This is a genomic window from uncultured Tenacibaculum sp., from assembly GCF_947494125.1.
Classification (GTDB): domain Bacteria; phylum Bacteroidota; class Bacteroidia; order Flavobacteriales; family Flavobacteriaceae; genus Polaribacter.
This window is the reverse complement of record NZ_CANLTU010000003.1, coordinates 135522-152985: the sequence shown is the minus strand read 5'-3', so window position 1 is coordinate 152985 and position 17464 is coordinate 135522. Positions and strand designations below refer to the sequence as shown.

At 28.6% G+C, this 17464-nt stretch carries 14 protein-coding genes; 6 read left to right on the top strand and 8 right to left on the bottom strand.

Annotated elements, in window-relative coordinates:
• From Q0881_RS07535 to Q0881_RS07525, 3 genes are read left to right on the top strand one after another with little or no spacing between them, the layout of a single operon-like run.
• On the top strand, nucleotides 1-4665 hold the full coding sequence (locus tag Q0881_RS07535) for an RHS repeat-associated core domain-containing protein (RefSeq protein WP_299158443.1): 4665 nt from the start codon (nucleotides 1-3) through the stop codon (nucleotides 4663-4665).
• Nucleotides 4652-5017 carry a hypothetical protein gene (locus Q0881_RS07530; protein WP_299158441.1) on the top strand — a complete coding sequence of 122 codons (366 nt, stop codon included), beginning with the start codon at nucleotides 4652-4654 and terminating at the stop codon, nucleotides 5015-5017. The genes Q0881_RS07535 and Q0881_RS07530 overlap by 14 nt, the downstream gene beginning before the upstream one ends.
• A 33-nt stretch (nucleotides 5018-5050) precedes the next feature.
• Nucleotides 5051-5542 (top strand): hypothetical protein, encoded by a 492-nt coding sequence (locus Q0881_RS07525; protein WP_299158439.1) that lies wholly within the window; start codon nucleotides 5051-5053, stop codon nucleotides 5540-5542.
• A gap of 513 nt (nucleotides 5543-6055) precedes the next feature.
• On the opposite strand, the gene Q0881_RS07520 is transcribed toward Q0881_RS07525, so the two are convergent.
• From Q0881_RS07520 to Q0881_RS07485, 8 genes are read right to left on the bottom strand one after another with little or no spacing between them, the layout of a single operon-like run.
• Complete coding sequence (locus Q0881_RS07520; protein WP_299158437.1) at nucleotides 6056-7186, bottom strand: type II secretion system F family protein; 1131 nt, start codon at nucleotides 7184-7186, stop codon at nucleotides 6056-6058.
• Nucleotides 7186-7653 (bottom strand): hypothetical protein, encoded by a 468-nt coding sequence (locus Q0881_RS07515; protein ID WP_299158436.1) that lies wholly within the window; start codon nucleotides 7651-7653, stop codon nucleotides 7186-7188. Before Q0881_RS07515 ends, Q0881_RS07520 begins: the two co-directional genes overlap by 1 nt.
• The gene (locus Q0881_RS07510) at nucleotides 7640-8005 is read right to left on the bottom strand and encodes a hypothetical protein (protein WP_299158434.1); all 366 of its coding nucleotides are present in this window, start codon (nucleotides 8003-8005) and stop codon (nucleotides 7640-7642) included. Before Q0881_RS07510 ends, Q0881_RS07515 begins: the two co-directional genes overlap by 14 nt.
• Nucleotides 7993-9264, bottom strand: coding sequence for a hypothetical protein (locus tag Q0881_RS07505; RefSeq protein ID WP_299158431.1), 1272 nt, complete (start codon nucleotides 9262-9264; stop codon nucleotides 7993-7995). The genes Q0881_RS07510 and Q0881_RS07505 overlap by 13 nt, the downstream gene beginning before the upstream one ends.
• Entirely contained in the window at nucleotides 9264-9719 is a 456-nt protein-coding gene (locus Q0881_RS07500; protein ID WP_299158428.1) for a hypothetical protein, read from the bottom strand. The genes Q0881_RS07505 and Q0881_RS07500 overlap by 1 nt, the downstream gene beginning before the upstream one ends.
• Before the next feature lie 2 nt (nucleotides 9720-9721).
• Nucleotides 9722-10636 (bottom strand): cell wall anchor protein, encoded by a 915-nt coding sequence (locus Q0881_RS07495; protein ID WP_299158426.1) that lies wholly within the window; start codon nucleotides 10634-10636, stop codon nucleotides 9722-9724.
• Nucleotides 10637-10638: 2 nt separating this feature from the next.
• Nucleotides 10639-11862, bottom strand: a complete 1224-nt coding sequence (locus Q0881_RS07490; RefSeq protein WP_299158423.1) for a hypothetical protein — start codon at nucleotides 11860-11862, stop codon at nucleotides 10639-10641.
• 29 nt (nucleotides 11863-11891) lie between these two features.
• Nucleotides 11892-13295 (bottom strand): GspE/PulE family protein, encoded by a 1404-nt coding sequence (locus Q0881_RS07485; RefSeq protein ID WP_299158420.1) that lies wholly within the window; start codon nucleotides 13293-13295, stop codon nucleotides 11892-11894.
• Between the two features lie 832 nt (nucleotides 13296-14127).
• Here Q0881_RS07485 and Q0881_RS07480 point away from each other — a divergent pair.
• The 3 genes from Q0881_RS07480 (at nucleotide 14128) to Q0881_RS07470 (ending at nucleotide 17458) form a co-directional block, all read left to right on the top strand.
• A complete protein-coding gene (locus tag Q0881_RS07480; RefSeq protein WP_299158417.1) occupies nucleotides 14128-14541 on the top strand; it encodes a response regulator in 414 nt (137 codons plus the stop codon).
• Nucleotides 14542-14544: 3 nt separating this feature from the next.
• Nucleotides 14545-15084: a heme NO-binding domain-containing protein gene (locus tag Q0881_RS07475; protein ID WP_299158414.1), complete on the top strand. Its 540-nt coding sequence runs from the start codon at nucleotides 14545-14547 to the stop codon at nucleotides 15082-15084.
• Nucleotides 15085-15361: 277 nt separating this feature from the next.
• Nucleotides 15362-17458 carry a PAS domain S-box protein gene (locus tag Q0881_RS07470; protein WP_299158411.1) on the top strand — a complete coding sequence of 699 codons (2097 nt, stop codon included), beginning with the start codon at nucleotides 15362-15364 and terminating at the stop codon, nucleotides 17456-17458.
• Nucleotides 17459-17464 lie beyond the last annotated feature (6 nt).

The following is a 17464-nucleotide window of genomic DNA, read 5'->3' as shown; positions in this document are numbered from 1 at the left end:
ATGAAAAAGATAAAATTATTGAGCACATTTATGCTATTATTTTTAATTAATAGCATAAATATTTTTTCGCAACAAGAATTAGAGAAATTAATTCCAATAGATGGTGGAGATGGAGGTAATAATAATTGTACGTTAACAATACAATACAATTCACAACCAGTACCTATTAGTGCGATACCTTTAAGTAAATCAGTACATTCACTTAATTTTAATGTAACAAGGCAGTATTGCTATAAAACATTAAAAGTAATTTCTACAGAGGGTTGGGTAGGTTTACCATCTAATACTTTTTTTAATGGAGGAGTTTTAAGTATTACTATACCCGCAAACAATACTCCTATAACTAGATATGCTAGGATATCAATAGTCGAAGATAATGGTGATGGATTGTACTCTTTATTATTAGGTGGTAATATACGTATTGAACAACAAGGAGATTCTAGTTTAAATACATATTATATAGATACAGATGGAGATAGTTATGGAGATGAAACAGCAGAGCCCATATACGCTCATAATGTACCGTTACCAATAATTGGGAGCAATGGACAAAGTATAAGTTTTGTAACTAATAATTTAGATAAGTGTCCAAAAGAAGCAAGTAGTATAAATAATGGATGTGAGGATGATTTGGCAGACAAAAATCGAAATTGGGTAAAATCTAAAAATTACGATATTAAAGGAAGGTTATTAGGAGCTAATAAAAGTTATTATGATGATTTAGGGAAGTTACATCAGTCACAAATTTATGATATAAAAAGCAAGCAAACTTGGGCTAGTCATATATTTTATGATTCTAAAGGCCGTACAGCTTTACAAACTTTAAGCGCTCCAACTAGTCCAGAAGGAGCTTCAGTTTCTTTTGGATATAAAGAGAATTTTGTTAAAAATAAAACAGGTAACTTATTAACTATTGATGATATTGAGTCAAGAGATGTGAAAAATTCAGTAGAAATTAGTCCTAATGGCAATTCATTAGGGAGTCACTATTCTAATAGAGAATCGTTTCAAGATGAAACTAATAGACCATATTCAAAGTCTATTTATAGTAAATTGAATCCAGGGAAAGTAAAACAGGTTGTAGGAGGAAATAAACATGATACTAATGGAAACGGAGTTATAGATGAAAATAATGATGAATGGAAACAAAGTTATAGTTTTTCTATGTCAGCAGCTCAAGAAATGTATTATGTATATGGATATACTACTTTTCCAAGTACCCCTTCAGAAGCAAATAATTACACAAATATTTCTTCGATTTTAAATAATAATAATAACCATATTACTTGGTTGAAAGCTGGTAAAAGTGTTTTACAAGACAAAGAAGGAAATGAATCAATCATATTTACGGATGCAGAAGGTAAGACACTAGCAGGAGCTAGGTCTGGTGGAACTCAGAAATATGAAGTAGTATCCTTAATAGGTAAACAAAAATTTGTAGACATACATATTCCAATTGGTTGTGACAATACAGCATCTTTGTTAGGAAATAGTGCAGATTATAAAATATATAATTTGAAAACTGAACAAGCTAATGGAGACATCTCAAAAGCGGGGTTTTATAGAGTGGAATATGTTGGAGATAGAGTACTCACAAAAAGTCATATATTAAGTTATATAAATAAATCTTCAAAAACGATTCACTCTGTGAAATCAGATGCTGTAGGAATACGATACAAGGTTAATTATTATGATTATAGCTTAAATTATTATAATGACGCAGGACAATTAACTTCAAGTTTGCAGCCATTAGGGTTTGATGATTCTTGTTTAAATGAACTAAAAGCGGTAGTAAGTCATAATAATAGTTTGAAAAGTACTTATGTATATAATTCATTAGGGCAATTGATAAGAACAAAAAGCCCAGATGAAGGAGAAGTACATTTTAAATATCGTAAAGATGGCCAAATACGTTTTTCACAAAATAGTAAGCAAAAAGCCAATGGAGAATTTTCATATACAAATTATGATGAGTTTGTAAGACCAGTAGAAAGTGGAGTAGCAGTTGGAAGTTTTAATATAAATTTAAATCCTGATATATTAGTTTTTACATCATCATCAAAAAAAGAACAGAAGTTTATTGAATATGATTTCTTAACTGTAACAAGTCTTAATCATTTAAAGGAAATTACAGGTACTAGAGAAGAGTATCAAAAACCAGTTTTTTTATCAGGAAAAATAGCAAGGACTTATAATAAAGATTCTAATGGAATTATAATATCTGAAACGTATTATAGTTATGATGTATATGGACGTGTAAAGTGGGTAGTACAAAAGAGTATAGGATTTAATGATGCTAAAACAATTGATTATGAATATGACCCGATAAATAACCAAGTAACAAAAGTTTATTTTGAGAAAGGTAACATGATGGAACAATTTATACATAAATATAGTTATAAAAATGATACAAAAGTTGTAGAAAAAGTTGAAACATCTACGGACGATAATATATTTACAACTCATGCAACTTACGATTATTATAAAGATGGTTCTTTAAAAAGAAAAGTATTAGCTGGAGGTATTCAAGATATTGACTATATATACACATTAAATGGTATGCTAAAAGGAATAAATCATCCAGATTTAGCAACGGATTCAGAATTAAATCCAAAGGGGAATGATTTATTTGGTTTAAAGTTAGATTATTATGTAGGGGATTACAAAAAGGATACTAGGTTTTCAACAAATAATTTAACAGGATTTAAAGATCAATATAATGGAAATATAAAAGCTATGACATGGAATACAAAGAGCACTAAAAGTGACATTAGTAGACCATTACAGTATAAATATAATTATAATAAGAATGATTGGTTAAAAGAAGCTATATTTGATGGGTTAGAAAATCAACAAAACACTTTGCCTGCAGATTTAGTATTAGAAGATAAAATAACGAGTACGCAAAATAAAGAGGCTACTAGTTCTATAGTTTTAAAACCAGGGTTTGAAGTTATAGCAAGTAATTCGTTAACATTTTCTGCAAAGATTATAAATGTAAATTCGAATGGGGTTTATGGTCCTAATGACTATAATGTGAGTAATATAACTTATGATGTTAATGGTAATATAAAAAGCTTAGATAGAAATAAGAACACAGTAAGTGGAGCAGATAATTCTATGGATAAGCTAAAGTATGAATATAAAGAAGGTACTTCCAATAAGTTAGATCATATAATTGATAACGCTGGAAGTGTAGGGGTACAAGATATAGACACGCAAAGAATAAAAAATTATAAATATAATAGTATTGGCCAATTAATAGAAGATTTTGAAAATGTAAGTTTGCAAGAACAATTAAATTACGAGTTAAATGGCACTCAGGTTCCTACTGGTCTAGTTCGTTATTATTATAATGTTAGAGGGTTAGTAACAGAGGTAAAAAAAGGTATCCATCCTGTTGTAAAATTTATATACAATGACAAAGGCTATAGAATTCAAAAGTTGAGTTATAATCAATATGGTAATTTAACAAAAACAACAAATTATGTACTAGATGCTTCGGGTAGTACTATGGCTATTTATGAAGGTCAAGAGCAAAAGGAATTACCTGTTTATGGGCTTCAAAGACTTGGAGTGTATAATAAAACAACAAATGTAAATGTTTATCAATTAACAGATCATTTAGGAAATGTAAGAGCGGCAATAATAAAAAGTGGTGATAAAGCTATAGCTGTTAGTAAAACAGATTATTACCCTTACGGTATGCCAATGCCAAATAGAAATATTGAAGGCGGATATCGTTATAAATACCAAGGACAAGAAAAAGATATTGAAACTGGAAAAGAAGCGTTTCAATTACGTTTGTGGGATGCAAGAATAGGAAGATGGTTAACAATCGATCCAAAAGGTCAATATTTTTCACCTTATATGGCTATGGATAATAAACCTAATCAATCAACTGATCCAACAGGAGGTTGTACAGATTGTTCTAAATGCCCTGATGCATGTAGTAATTTAGGAATGAGTAGTATTAAAAAAGGAACTAGTATTGATTATAATTTTGACACAAACAAATTCTTTGTTAGAAATAATTTAGATTCAAGTTTATTAAATTTAGTTTCTGTAATGGGAAATAGTGGGAATTTAGCAGGTTTGCATCCCACGATTGATAGAATGGCATTTAAGCAAATGCAAACTGCAGTAAGAGGAGCAGGACATGATTTTTTTAACCATGAAGTGACTCAGGCTGTTATGGTTTTAATTGCTGCCCCTTTTGCTTGGGAATTAGCCTTAGTAAGTGGGCCTGCTTTAGGATTAAGCACTGAAGGTTTTGCTGGTAGAATGACATATGATTTTACTACAGAACTTGTAGCTAATGATTTTAATATAAAGAAAGTTAATTTCTTAGGAGTTGGAATTTCTGCATTGACTGCAGGAAATGGAAATAAAGTTTTAAAAGCACTGGAAGTCTTTGGAGCTGGTGTAGATCTTACAATTCAAGATGGATGGGTATTGAAAAATGCTGAGCAAACTATGGTAAGTTTTTATGCAGGTAGACTTAGTACTAGTTTAATGAGTACTAAATCTCCTGTATCACTTTTAGGCTCTTCATTACTTGGAGGCTTTGTTAAAATTACTGAAGATAATGTAAATGAACATGTTTTTGGTCATAGTTGGATTTTTGGAAATATAGCAAAAGGAGTTATACATGAAGCAAGATAACCCAGTAGTTGGTATAGTAATAGTTCTAATTATATTATCAACTTTAATTTATAGTATAAGTAAAGCAAAAGAACTCTCTAGTAATGGGGTTAAAACTGAAGCTAAAATTGTAAAATATTATAGGGATGGAGGTAAATTATACATTAGATATGTATTCTTTGTAAATAGAAAAAAAATTAGTAATGAAACTAGAGTTTTATCATTTAAATGTGATAATGGAGTAAAAGGATGTGTTGGAGAAAAATTCAAAGTAATTTATTCTCCTGATGACCCTAGTAATAACAATATAGATTTGGGGAAATACAATAAATATAAATTTGGAACAAAAATTTTTGAATTAATTAAAGAATAATTACATTTATTAATGTAAATAAAATTTTAAAAAATGAAAATACAAAAGAAGAAAATATTTTTTTTGATTGGAGTATTAATAATAATTCCTTTTTCTTTAGTTGGACAAATACCTGATGGACATTTTATAGATGCAGATAAATCTGAAAAAAAAGGTTACAAATTGAAACCTTTTATTCAAAAAGATAAAGGTATTTATCACTATGCCGTTTTAACTGAATTACCTTTCGATAATAAATGTAAAAAGGGTATTTCACAGAAAAAACAGATTGATTGCTCTGAAAAAAGAATGAGTGAGTTAATTATTAAAAATATTAAAACAAAAATAGATTATAAAGGAGATGTTTATGTTTATTTAACAGTTAATAGTTTAGCTAAAGCGGTAAATGTTGAAATTAAAGCATACCCAAAATCTGATAAAATAAATAGGGTAGTAAGAGAAGCTGTTGAGTTAGTTAAATTCAAACCTGGGAAATATAAAGATAAAATTGTAGATTCAAGAATATGGGCTGTTTTAAAGTTTTAAATTAAAAAAGATAAACCCTACAGTGCGGATTTTTAATATGAGTTAGTATTAACAGATAATAATTCAATTAATATAAACTACCTAAATTTTAGAATTAAGGTAGTTTTTTCTTTCAGCGAAGCTCGCTGATGGTTTCGCAAAGTATTTATTGCGTCAGCGAAGCTCGTTGATGGTTTCGCAAAGTATTTATTGCGTCAGCGAAGCTCGCTGATGGTTCTGCAAAGTTTTTATTGTGTCAGCGAAGCTCGCTGATGGTTCTGCAAAGATTTTATTGTATCAGCGAAGTTCGCTGATGATATCAAATAGATTTTAGCTTTACTCCGTATGATTATGGAGTGCAAACGAAAAAGAAACAAACTATATTATATGTAAGATTGCTTCGTGCCTCGCAATGACGTCCTATTCGTCATTACGAAGGAGTAAGCGACTGAAGTAATCTTTTTAAATATGGTTTATACTATTGTTTAGAGCTATTAAGAAGACAAATTACTTCGTGCCTCGCAATGACGTTAATTACCCCATAACCGTACTTAACTTAAACATCGGCAAATACATTGCTACTAAAATAACAGCAACAATACCTCCTAAAACCACAATAATTAAAGGTTCAATAGTAGCGCTAATCATTTTAGATTTATTTTCAACTTCTTGGTTGTATTGGTAGGTTAATCGGTTAAAAATAGTTTCGGTTTGATTGGTTTCTTCAGCAACTTTAATAAGAGAGCTCATTTTTTTGTCAAAAAAAGGTTCCAATGAGATGCTTTCATGCAATGTTTTACCTATTAGAATGCTATTTTCTACTTTTTCAAGAGCTTTTTGTAGCGGGTAGAACTCAATCATGTTTTTAGTAAGCTGAATCCCGTTTAACAAAGGAACTTTAGCACCTACCAACAAAGAAATAGCCTGTGTAAACTGTGCCAATTTAACTTTACGAACAAATTCACCTACAAAAGGAATTTTAAGAAGGAAAGCCGTGGTGATTTTTTTATACCACTCTTTGGTTTTAAAAACTTTTATAAAAATAAATATTAAAACTATAAACAAAAACAGCACCCAATAGTATTTTGTAAAGCTATTAGACATGGCAATTATTTTTTGAGTAATCCAAGGAAGTTCAACCTTATTTTGTTTAAAAATATCGGCAAACATAGGTACTACGAATTGTAGCATAAATAAAACGGCTAAAAAAGCAGTACATAAAACCACAATAGGGTAGCTTAAAGCATTGATAACAGTTCTACGTTGTTCATTTTTTCGTTTGTAAAAATTACCAAGCTCTTCGGCAACATTTTGTAAAGTACCTGTTTTTTCTCCTATTTGTATTGAGTAATACTCATATTCAGAAAACTTCTTTTGAGCTTTAATAGCATCAGAAAGGTTTTTACCAGCAATTAAGTCGGTAATAATGTTTTTAAATAGTTGCGTATCTACTTCTTTTTTCTGTTCGGTAGCAATGAGTTCTAAAGCATCTTTCAGTTCTAAGCCTGCTTTTAACAACACGGCTAATTCAATATAAAAAGCTTCTTTCTTTTTATTAGAAAAACTGCTAAACAGCGTAATTTCTTTTTTAAGCAAAGAATCGATGTCAAAACCTTCTTTTTTTTCTTTGGTATGTTTGGGTATGTTGTCTAACTGAAAAGCCATTAATTGCTATTTAAATAATACGATGCGTCCTTAATTTTGTAAACAAACAGTTTATTGTTTCTAAAAGTAACATTGGTTTCTAATTTAATAGCATCAATAGTTCCGTTAGTAACCGTTTTTCCGTTTAAAAAGAGCTGTGTGTTTTGTATTTGTACCTCTAAAGTATCGTTATTTCTTAGAACAAAAGCATTGTTAAATTTATACTGAATAGAATCGATACTATTGTATAATAAAAAGGTATCGGATTGTTTATTAAATTTAACAGTATGCGAATTAAAATCTTGCCATAAAATACGTTCTAAAAACTGTGTTTCTTGCCTTGTATGAAAATTGTTTTTAATTGATGATACTTGTTTTTGTACCAATGTTAGTGTAACAAAAGCTAAAGAAATAACAATGCTAGAAACTACCAATACAATTAGCATTTCACTTAAGGTTACAGCCTGTATTTTTTTAGTTAGTTTCAATAGCAACTAGTTTTTTTGTACGTTTCTTTTTCGATTGTATATGCGTAGCTTCAAAAATAATGAAGTTGTTATTGTTTTCAGTATGTTTTAAAACCTCAATTTTCCATTCATCATCTTCTGTATAAAAAGGAATTTGTAAACTTTTATTTAAGTATTGGTACTGAAGCTCATTTAACTCCGTTTCTATAGCCTGATTGTTTACTCTGGTAATATTGTGTAGAATATTGTTTAAAGTTGCTGTAGCAATACCAAAAATCAATAAAATTAAGGTAGTAGCTACCAAAACTTCTGTTAAAGAAGAAGCTTTTACCTTTTTGTTTATATAAGTATCTATACGTTTTAATAAACCCATTTGGCAACTTTTAATTTAGGATTTTTAAATGACAGACCGCAATATTGTTTTGGCAACTTAGCGTTGTTTATTACGCCATTATATATATGGTTTGTATAAGTGCTACCAAATTGTAATGTAATAAACTTACTGGTATAAACTGAACCAAAAACACTCCCTAACAATTCTAAATTTTTATTACAATATACATCTCCAGTAATAGTACTTCCTTTAGCAATACGTATTTGAGGAGTGAAATTTATAGTGTTTTTTAAAGATTCTTGTTTAAATAAAACAATTCCTTTTACAGATGAATTAGTGTCAATCTGAATTAATATTTTGTCTTTATTGTTTGTATTGGTACTTTGTTGTTGTTTATTAAGTAATACAAGGGCAGAAGGGTAGGCTAGTTGACAATTTTTTTCTACCTGTATTTTTTTGGAAGAAAACACTTGAAAATTCCCTTTTACATTCGATTTAATTTCTACTTCTGGAGCAATTAAAATTACATCTTCTAATACTGCGGATGCTCTTACTGTAATTTTAGTACTAGAATGGAGAATAATGTTTCCTTTTAAGCTAATATTACTTAAATATAAATGACCGTTGTTGGTATTTACTAAGGTTGCATCTGTAAACGATTGTTGCTTTTTTAGCCCATCATTTAATTCAAAAAAAGAAGTATTATTGTTCAAGAAATTTAAACGAAGTAGACTTTTTAAATACTCACTGTTTGCAATTTCAGGCAATGTTTTAGTGCTAGTTTTTCTGTTTCCATAAAATAGTTTGTCTCCATTAAATGAAGTTCCAGCTATATTACCTGTACTTATACCTTGTTTTGGTAACGATACATTACCTACAATTTTAGAATTGCCTACTAATATAAGACGAGCATAGGTTTCTTGAAGATATAAAGCCTCTCTTTTTAAATTGTGATTCCCTAAAATAGCAGTTTTAGAAAAATGTTCGTTTTTAACTGTAGAGCTAACGGTAGCAAGATCAAAAACTCCCCAGTGTTTTTTTAAAAGACTGGTTTTTTCTTGAACATTATCTGAAACCTGTAGTTCTTTAACTTCATTATAAGAAAGAGCTGTGCTAGCTAAAGAGTTGAATCCGAACTGAACATTGAGTACAGCTTCTTTAAAAAAAGAGTTTTTTGTTTGCAATTTCTGTTGTAAGTAAACCAATGAAATAAAAGCAAATAAAACAAGCGCTATAATAATAGATATAGCTAATACATATTGCAAAGCACCTGCTTTAAGCTTTTTAAAGAAATTCATTATTCTAACAATTGAATTGTTTTTGAAACTGAATTAAAAACAACAATTACTTGCGATTGATTCGCTTTTTTTAAAGTAACCTTGTGTAGGGTTTGTCCAACTGACATTATTTCTTCAACACCATTAATAGTAAGTATAAAAGATTTAGAACCTCCTTCTACAACTCCGCTATATATAATAGAGGGAAAAGGAATATTTGTTTTAGGTGTTTTTTTCTTTTTGTATATTTTTTTCTTTTTATCAGAAGGTAATTTTCCAAGAAAAGGGTCACGATAATCAGCTTTAACAGTATAACTTTCTTGTTGTTTTATTTTTTTAGGAATAAAATTAAAAGATGAAGTTGTAGTAACCTCAGTATTATTCGATGAAAATTGATTAAAAAATTGATACCCAATAATCCCCCAAATAAGGAGTACCGCTGTTAATAATACATATGTTTTTTGTTGCTTAGTCAATGTTATTTTGAAATTAGTTTTTCAAGTTTTAATAAACGGGCCTCTAAAGTACTGTTTTTTTCTTTTTGTTGCTGTAATTCTTTCTGTTGTTGAATAGTATACAAGGTTAACTCTTCAATCTTTTGCAACAACTTTCTATTCATTTCTCCTAGTTCAATACCATCGTTATCTTTTACTTCTTTGGCACTAGGTATGTTTTTTAAATGTCCTTTTTCTTTTATATGCTTTTCTACTTCTTTTAGCGTAGGTAATTGATAGTCTTTATTAAAAACAAAATCAGGCCAGTTAGCTCTTATTTGGACTTTTACCTCTTCAGTAATAGTTTTACCAGCTATAGCTAGCATATAGTCTGTAGGAATTGAAACAGTTCCTATTCCAACTTTAGCTCCTCGTAAAGCTATATTTCCTCCATTTTCTTTTGTTATAACAAAGTTATTATGAGTATCTAGCCCCACATATACTTTCCTACTTCCACTTTGGATGAATTGTATGTATTGCGACGAATTATCAGTATTGATAAAACTCAAAGGACTATCTGAATTAGTAGTAATTCGTATAGGAGCTTTGTTAGAAATTGAGCCATCAGCATCTTTGGTCAATAATTCATACCAATTATTCCAACCTGTACCAATAGAACCTCTTCTATAAAAAATACCACCTGTATTAAAATTTAATTGATGCTTTAGTCCTCCGGAGTTATCTGACCACGGAGCAAAGGTAAAAAGTCCACTATAAGCCCCTAAACCAGGTGAATTAATAATATCTCTTTTTTTAAACTCAAATTTGACCTCATTGTTATAATAATAAGGAATTTCATTTGTATTTCTAGTATCTAATACTTTTACTCTATCTGAAGTTTGAGAGAAAATAGAGAAACTTAAAAGTAGTGATGGTATAATGATGAACAATTTTTTCATAATTATTTATTTTTCAATTTTTTTAATTCTTTTTTTATTTCATTCAATTCATTCTGTTGTTGAATGGTATATAAAGTTAACTCTTCAATCTTTTGCAATAATTTTCTATTCATTTCTCCTAGTTCAAAACCATCGTTTTCTTTTACTTCTTTGGCACTAGGTATGTTTTTTAAATGTCCTTTTTCTTTTATATGCTTTTCTACTTCTTTTAGCGTTGGTAATTGATAGTCTTTATTAAAAACAAAATCAGGCCAGTTTGAATATGCTGCAACTTTAACTTCTGTAGCAGCTATTTTACCATTAACACCTAATTTAAAGCCTTGTGTATCAGTTGTACCTATTCCTACATCACCATTTCCAAAAACGGTTAATCCACTTGATAACGAATGTGTACCTCCTAAATTGATTGTATGGAAGGTATTACTGTTTGAATCATGATTATAGATGTACGTTTGGTCTGCATCACTAGTATTAATAGTTAATCTTTTATTAGGTTCTCCAGTTTCATTAGAAAAAATTGAAATAGAAGATTTAGAAGTAAAACTATTTCCTGTTATTCTTCCGAAGGTATATAAATTTGAATTTATGGCTGAACTACCTATCCATACATCTTTTCCTGTATTATAATTAAGAAATAAATGGTCAAAGTTAGCACTAAGACCTTCTTTTCCGTTTATATGTCTTACTCTTAGAGATTTATTTGTTGCTCCTCCAATATTAACATCTCCCTGTACCTCTAGATCTTTCGTAATTGTATTTTTATATGGCACGGCAACTATGTTAGTACCGGCTATAGCTTCATCTACTGCAGTCCAATTTTGGAAATTTGTTTCTACATAATCTTGAGACAACCCTTTTGCATAAGTTCTTACTTGAAATCGGTTAAAATACTCTCTTGAATCTAAGAAAATTACAACTTTACCGTTTTCATTAGCCAATTTAATGGGAGGAGCATAGGCACCATGGCTTGTTGCTGCAAATTTTGCAAAAATTCCATTGTATATATAATAATTAAGAATAATTCCAATTGATTCTGCTTTTTCATAATTATACCCTTCAATGATTATAGTTGGCATATGAGAACCATTTGTATAGGGTAAATTTGTTTTAATTTTAATTCCATGTGTTGGAGTTCCATTTAAATAGTAATTTAATGGAGTATGGTTATAGTTTTGAGCTGATAAACTTAAAGAGAACAGCAAAGCAATAAAAAGTAATTTTTTCATAGTAATTATGTATGTAATTAGATTATTAATTAATTAATTAATAGAGGATAAATTTCATCTAAAGAAGTAGTACCATTTTTAGCCATATTAATAGCATTATCTTGTAGGGTAGCAATTTTTTTTTCTTTCAAATAATCGGTTATGTCTAAGTCTTTTTGTTGAATGTTTTCAACTAATTCTTTTGTTATAGGGATTATTTCATAAATAGCTTTTCTACCTTTATATCCCGTTTGATAACAAGTAGGACAACCAACAGCTTTATAATGAGAGTCTATTTTCTTGTCTAAGAGAACTCCTTTAGGAAGTGAACTAGAATCTGTAGTAACTTCAGTTTTACAATGGTCGCATAATTTTCGAACCAATCGTTGTGCCACACTTACATTTAAGGTACTCGCAATTAAAAAAGGAGGAACTCCCATATCAATTAACCTAGAAATTGTTGACCATGCTGAATTTGTATGAATTGTAGAAAGCACTAAGTGCCCTGTTAATGCAGCACGAATAGCCATATTAGCTGTTGCTACATCACGAATTTCCCCAACCATAATAATGTCTGGATCCTGACGTAAAAATGTACGTAGTGTGCTAGCAAAATCCAAACCAATATTTTCTTTTAACTGTACTTGATTTACTCCTTCTAAGGTATATTCAATAGGGTCTTCAATAGTTAAAATATTAGTATCGTTGGTATTTAAAAGTTTTAACGTAGCGTATAAAGTAGTTGTTTTACCAGATCCAGTAGGACCAGAAATTAAAACAATACCATTTGGTCTTTTTACAGAGTTTTTATAGGTAGTTAATTCTTCTTCTGAAAAACCTAAGTTTTCTAATTGAACAGTTAAACTGTTTTTAGAAAGAATACGGAGTACTAATTTTTCTCCATGTAAAGTAGGTAGAGAAGAAACACGAATGTCAAAATCTTCTTGAGTATTAGATAAATTTATTCGACCATCTTGTGGCAGCCTCTTTTCAGAAATATCCAGTCCTGCCATTATCTTTATTCGATTTACAATTTTAGGATATTCACTTTTAGAAATAATATATTTTTCTAAAAGCTTACCATCAATACGAAAACGAACTCTATTCTTATGCTCAAAAACTTCAAAATGAATATCACTACTACCAATTTGTTTGGCTTCGTGAATCATATTTAATAAAAAATCTTCAGAATATGTTATCGTAGTACTATTAGATTTTCTATAGTTTTTTTGGAGTAAAAAGTCGATTGATTTTTTATCTTCTTTAGTTAGATGTAGCTTTTTACCTAATAAAACTTCTAATTCAGAAGCTAAATTTATAAGGTTGTCTGTGTCGGTTACAGCATGTATAGCATTGTCTTTAAAATTAAAAGGAATAATACGGTAACTGTAAGCAATTTCTGAGTTTATTTTTTGTAAAAACTCGGTAGGTATATCTGTTAAAAACTTTTCCATGCAAAAATATATAGCGATGCAAATTTAAGTAATGAAATTTAAAAAAAGAATATAACTTTATTTTTTTAATCTAATGTGTAGTATATAAAGAAACTATGTTAGTTTTGTAAATAAAAAATTGACGTATTTATTACTCTTATTGTTAAGTATTATTTTTTTGCAAGATGTTAAAGAAAGGAAAGTGTATGTGTTCCTGTTTATTTTATCAGCTTTTCTTGGAGGGAGTATTTATTATTTAAATTCAATTCTATCTGTTTTTTTGATTAATATAGGTGTTAATTTAATTTTTATTTTATTATTATTTTTTATTCTAAAGTTGTATTGTAAATATAAGTTAAAGAAAAATATTTTTGAAGCTATAGGGTTAGGCGATTTTTTGTTTTTTATAGTACTCGCAGTTAGTTTTCCTATAGTTAGTTTTTTTGTGTTATTTTCTATATCATTAATTTTTTCATTGGTTTTATATATAGTTTTAAAACCAATTTTAAAGCAAAAAACAATTCCTTTAGCAGGTTTTCAAGCTTTGTTTTTAATTATAATAATTAGTTTAAATTTAGCTCTAAATATTATAAACTTATATATAATTTAATATACTAAAAAAGCTATTTATTCTTTTAGGAATACATTCATATTAAAAAACAGAAAAAGTAAACATATTCAATAGTATAATTGAGTACTGATTTTTAAGATTTATATATAGTAGTTTTTTAAGAATTTGTTCATCGACACTTATTTACCGTTTAACGACACTTAATTTAATTTAAACGCAAACAATCTTTTATTTTTAATAATTAAACTTAAATTGTACCCATAATTTATTTGTAATAATTCGATGGCAAAAATATTAGACGTACTATTAATTGAGGATAATATGATAGAAATAATGAAAATGAATAGAACAATTTCATTATTAGAACTAAAACATAATATCACAGAAGCTAAAAATGCTGAAGAAGCTTTAGTTATTTTAGAAAATAAAAAGAACCTACCAGATCTAATTTTATTAGATTTAAATATGCCAAAAATCAATGGTATAGAATTTTTAACAATCCTAAAAAAGGATGAAGACTTAAGGCATATACCTACAGTTATATTAACAACTTCAGATAATCAAAAAGATATTCATGAATGTTATAGGATAGGAGTTTCAGGTTATATGTTAAAACCCTTAAAATATGATGATTATGTAGCAAAGATAAAAGCTACCCTTGCATATTGGTCTATTAATGAATTAAAGAATAGTTAACAGTTGAAAGGGATCGTTTTTACAGAGTTCTTAGAACTAGTAGAGAGTAAGTTTGGATTGGAGATGGTTGACAAAATTATTACTCAATCTAAACTAGAATCAGAAGGAGCCTATACTTCAATTGGAACATATCGTTTTTCTGAAATGCTTCAGTTGTTAGGGAATTTAAGTAATAATACTGGAATTTCAACAGATAATTTACTTTTGGTATATGGAGAACATTTTTTTAACGTTATAGAAGAGAGCTATCCAGGTCTCTTAAATACATATAATGACCCAATAGAGATGTTAGCATCAATAGAAAATCACATACATGTAGAAGTACGTAAAATATACCCAAAAGCAGAGTTACCTACATTTATTATAGAGGAAAAAACAGAAAACTCGTTAATTTTAATTTATAAGTCGAGTAGATCAATGCACCATTTTGGATTAGGGTTAATGAATAAAACATTTGAATATTTTAATAGTACAGCAACTATTGTATTAGAAAGAATAAAAAAAGATGGTAGTGAGGTAAAGTTTATTATTAACAAAAACTAAATTATTTCGGAAGTAAAAATTAAAAAATAAATCTGTCAAAGGGGTAACATGTTACCCCAATAAATTCATTTAGAACTATATAAGTTTAGTTTTGAGTGAAAAAAGTTGTGTGGAAATTTTAAAAAATAAAAAAAAAACATTAGATTTGGTTTAAGAGCTAAGCTATACTGAATTGTAGTTTTTTAATGAAAAGAAATGAAACACACTTTTAAAAACACATTTGTTATCGTTTTTTTAGAAAATTAAAATGAAGTAGAGTTTTTTAAAAAGAAAATAAATGAGTCCCCCAACGACAGAATTATTGCAGCGCGCTTTAAGTAGAGAAAAGGCGGCCAGGAAAGCTGCTGAAAAAATCTTAGAGGATAAGTCAAGAGAGCTATACTTGCTATCTGAAGAGTTAAAGGCCACCAATACAAAACTCGAAAACTTATTAATAGAGAAGTCTTCTCAATTAGAGGGGCTTTTTGAAAATTTTATTGATGCATACCTTATTATGGACTTAAAAGGGGATGTACTTCGAATGAACGATGCTGCAACAGAAATTTTTGGCTACGATATAGAGAAAGAAAAATTAAATGTAGTAAATTTAATATATCCTGAGGATGCAGTATATGCATTTAAATCTTTTACAGAATTAAAAGAAAAAGGTACATTTTCAAATTATACTGCACGTATCTTTAGTAAAGATAAAAAGGTTAAATGGGTACAAATAAATGCTAGTTTAGTTTATGATAAAAATAAAAACCCTGTAGGAGCACAAGGAATTATTAGAAATATAACAGAAACTAAACGTACTTCAGCATTAATAGAAGAACAAAAAAAAGAACTTGATGTAATTGTTGAAAATTCATCATTTGGAATAGTGCTTTCACAAAACCAAAATATTTTAAGAACAAACAAATCTTTTCAAAATGCATTAGGCTATACAAAAGAAGAATTTTCTAAACTTGTTATAGCCGATATTTCTTTTAAAGAAGACTATCCTGAATCTAAAAAATTATTAGATAAAATGAATTCTGGGCAGATAGATAATTTTGTATTAAATAAAAGATACAAAAGGAAAAATGGTTCAGTTTTGTGGGCAAAGACTAATGTTAGCGCAGTTAGAGATGCTTTAGGAGAAATGAAATTTCAAGTAGTTATTATTGAGGATATTACACATGAAAGAGAGCGAACATTAATTATAGATATGATTAATGACTTGGCAAAATCTATTCTAGGAAAAAGTAATATTTATGAGATAGCCTGGGAAATGACTCAGAAAATAGCTGGATATTTAGATACAGATGATTGTGTAATATATTTAGTAAATCATAAAGATAATACTTTAGAAAAAGTAGCTTCTTATGGAGCTAAAGTAGGAGAAACAAAGGAAATTATAGATAAGTTTTCTTTGCCTATATGTAAAGGTATAGTAGGACATATAGCAAATTCTGGGGTAGCGGAAATTATTAAAGATACTTCTAAAGATAAGAGGTATGTTATAGATGGTGAAAAAAGGTTTTCAGAAATATCTGTGCCAATAATAAGTGAAGGGAAGGTAATTGGCGTAATAGATTCGGAGCATAGTGATAAGAACTTCTTTAGACAAGATCATCTTGATACTTTAGAAAATATAGCAAGTTTAGTTTCAATGCAATTAAAAAGTGCTATAAATATACGAGAGCGAGAAAAAGCAGAAACTAAAAATAAACAATTATTAAATAAACTAGAAAAAAGTAATGATGAGTTAAATGAGTATGCTCATATAGTATCACATGATTTAAAATCACCTTTAAGAAGTGTAAATGCACTTACTTCATGGATTAAGGCAGATAATGAAGGTAATTTAGATGCAATGACTCTTCAAAACTTTGATTTAATAGAAAAGACGCTAGAAAAAATGGAAGCATTAATTTCTGATATTTTAGAATACTCTAGTATAGATTCTATTACTACAGAAAAACAAGATGTTGATTTAAATAGGGTTGTTGGCGATTTAAAAGAAATTCTTTTTATACCAGAAAACACATCTGTAGTAATACTAAATAAATTACCAACAGTAAGAGGAGACTCAACAAAATTTCAACAACTTTTTCAAAATTTAATAAGTAATGCTATAAAGTTTGGTAATAAAGAAAAAGGAATTGTAGAAATCGATTTTAAAGAAGAGTCTTCATTTTATCAGTTTTCTGTTAAAGATAATGGGATTGGAATAGAAAAGAAGTTTCATGACCGTATCTTTAAAATATTCCATTCATTAAATAAAAGTAAAGAATCAACAGGTATAGGTCTTTCAATTGTTAAAAAAATAGTTGACTTATATGAAGGTACTATTTGGTTAGATAGTGAAGTAGATAAAGGAACAACTTTTTATTTTACCATTAAAAAATAACAACAC

Coding starts and splice junctions, on each gene's coding strand:
- Q0881_RS07470 (WP_299158411.1), top strand. CDS start 15,362: ATGAGTCCCCCAACGACAGAATTATTGCAGCGCGCTTTAAGTAGAGAA.
- Q0881_RS07530 (WP_299158441.1), top strand. CDS start 4,652: ATGAAGCAAGATAACCCAGTAGTTGGTATAGTAATAGTTCTAATTATA.
- Q0881_RS07510 (WP_299158434.1), bottom strand. CDS start 8,005: ATGGGTTTATTAAAACGTATAGATACTTATATAAACAAAAAGGTAAAA.
- Q0881_RS07505 (WP_299158431.1), bottom strand. CDS start 9,264: ATGAATTTCTTTAAAAAGCTTAAAGCAGGTGCTTTGCAATATGTATTA.
- Q0881_RS07490 (WP_299158423.1), bottom strand. CDS start 11,862: ATGAAAAAATTACTTTTTATTGCTTTGCTGTTCTCTTTAAGTTTATCA.
- Q0881_RS07535 (WP_299158443.1), top strand. CDS start 1: ATGAAAAAGATAAAATTATTGAGCACATTTATGCTATTATTTTTAATT.
- Q0881_RS07485 (WP_299158420.1), bottom strand. CDS start 13,295: ATGGAAAAGTTTTTAACAGATATACCTACCGAGTTTTTACAAAAAATA.
- Q0881_RS07480 (WP_299158417.1), top strand. CDS start 14,128: ATGGCAAAAATATTAGACGTACTATTAATTGAGGATAATATGATAGAA.
- Q0881_RS07495 (WP_299158426.1), bottom strand. CDS start 10,636: ATGAAAAAATTGTTCATCATTATACCATCACTACTTTTAAGTTTCTCT.
- Q0881_RS07525 (WP_299158439.1), top strand. CDS start 5,051: ATGAAAATACAAAAGAAGAAAATATTTTTTTTGATTGGAGTATTAATA.
- Q0881_RS07520 (WP_299158437.1), bottom strand. CDS start 7,186: ATGGCTTTTCAGTTAGACAACATACCCAAACATACCAAAGAAAAAAAA.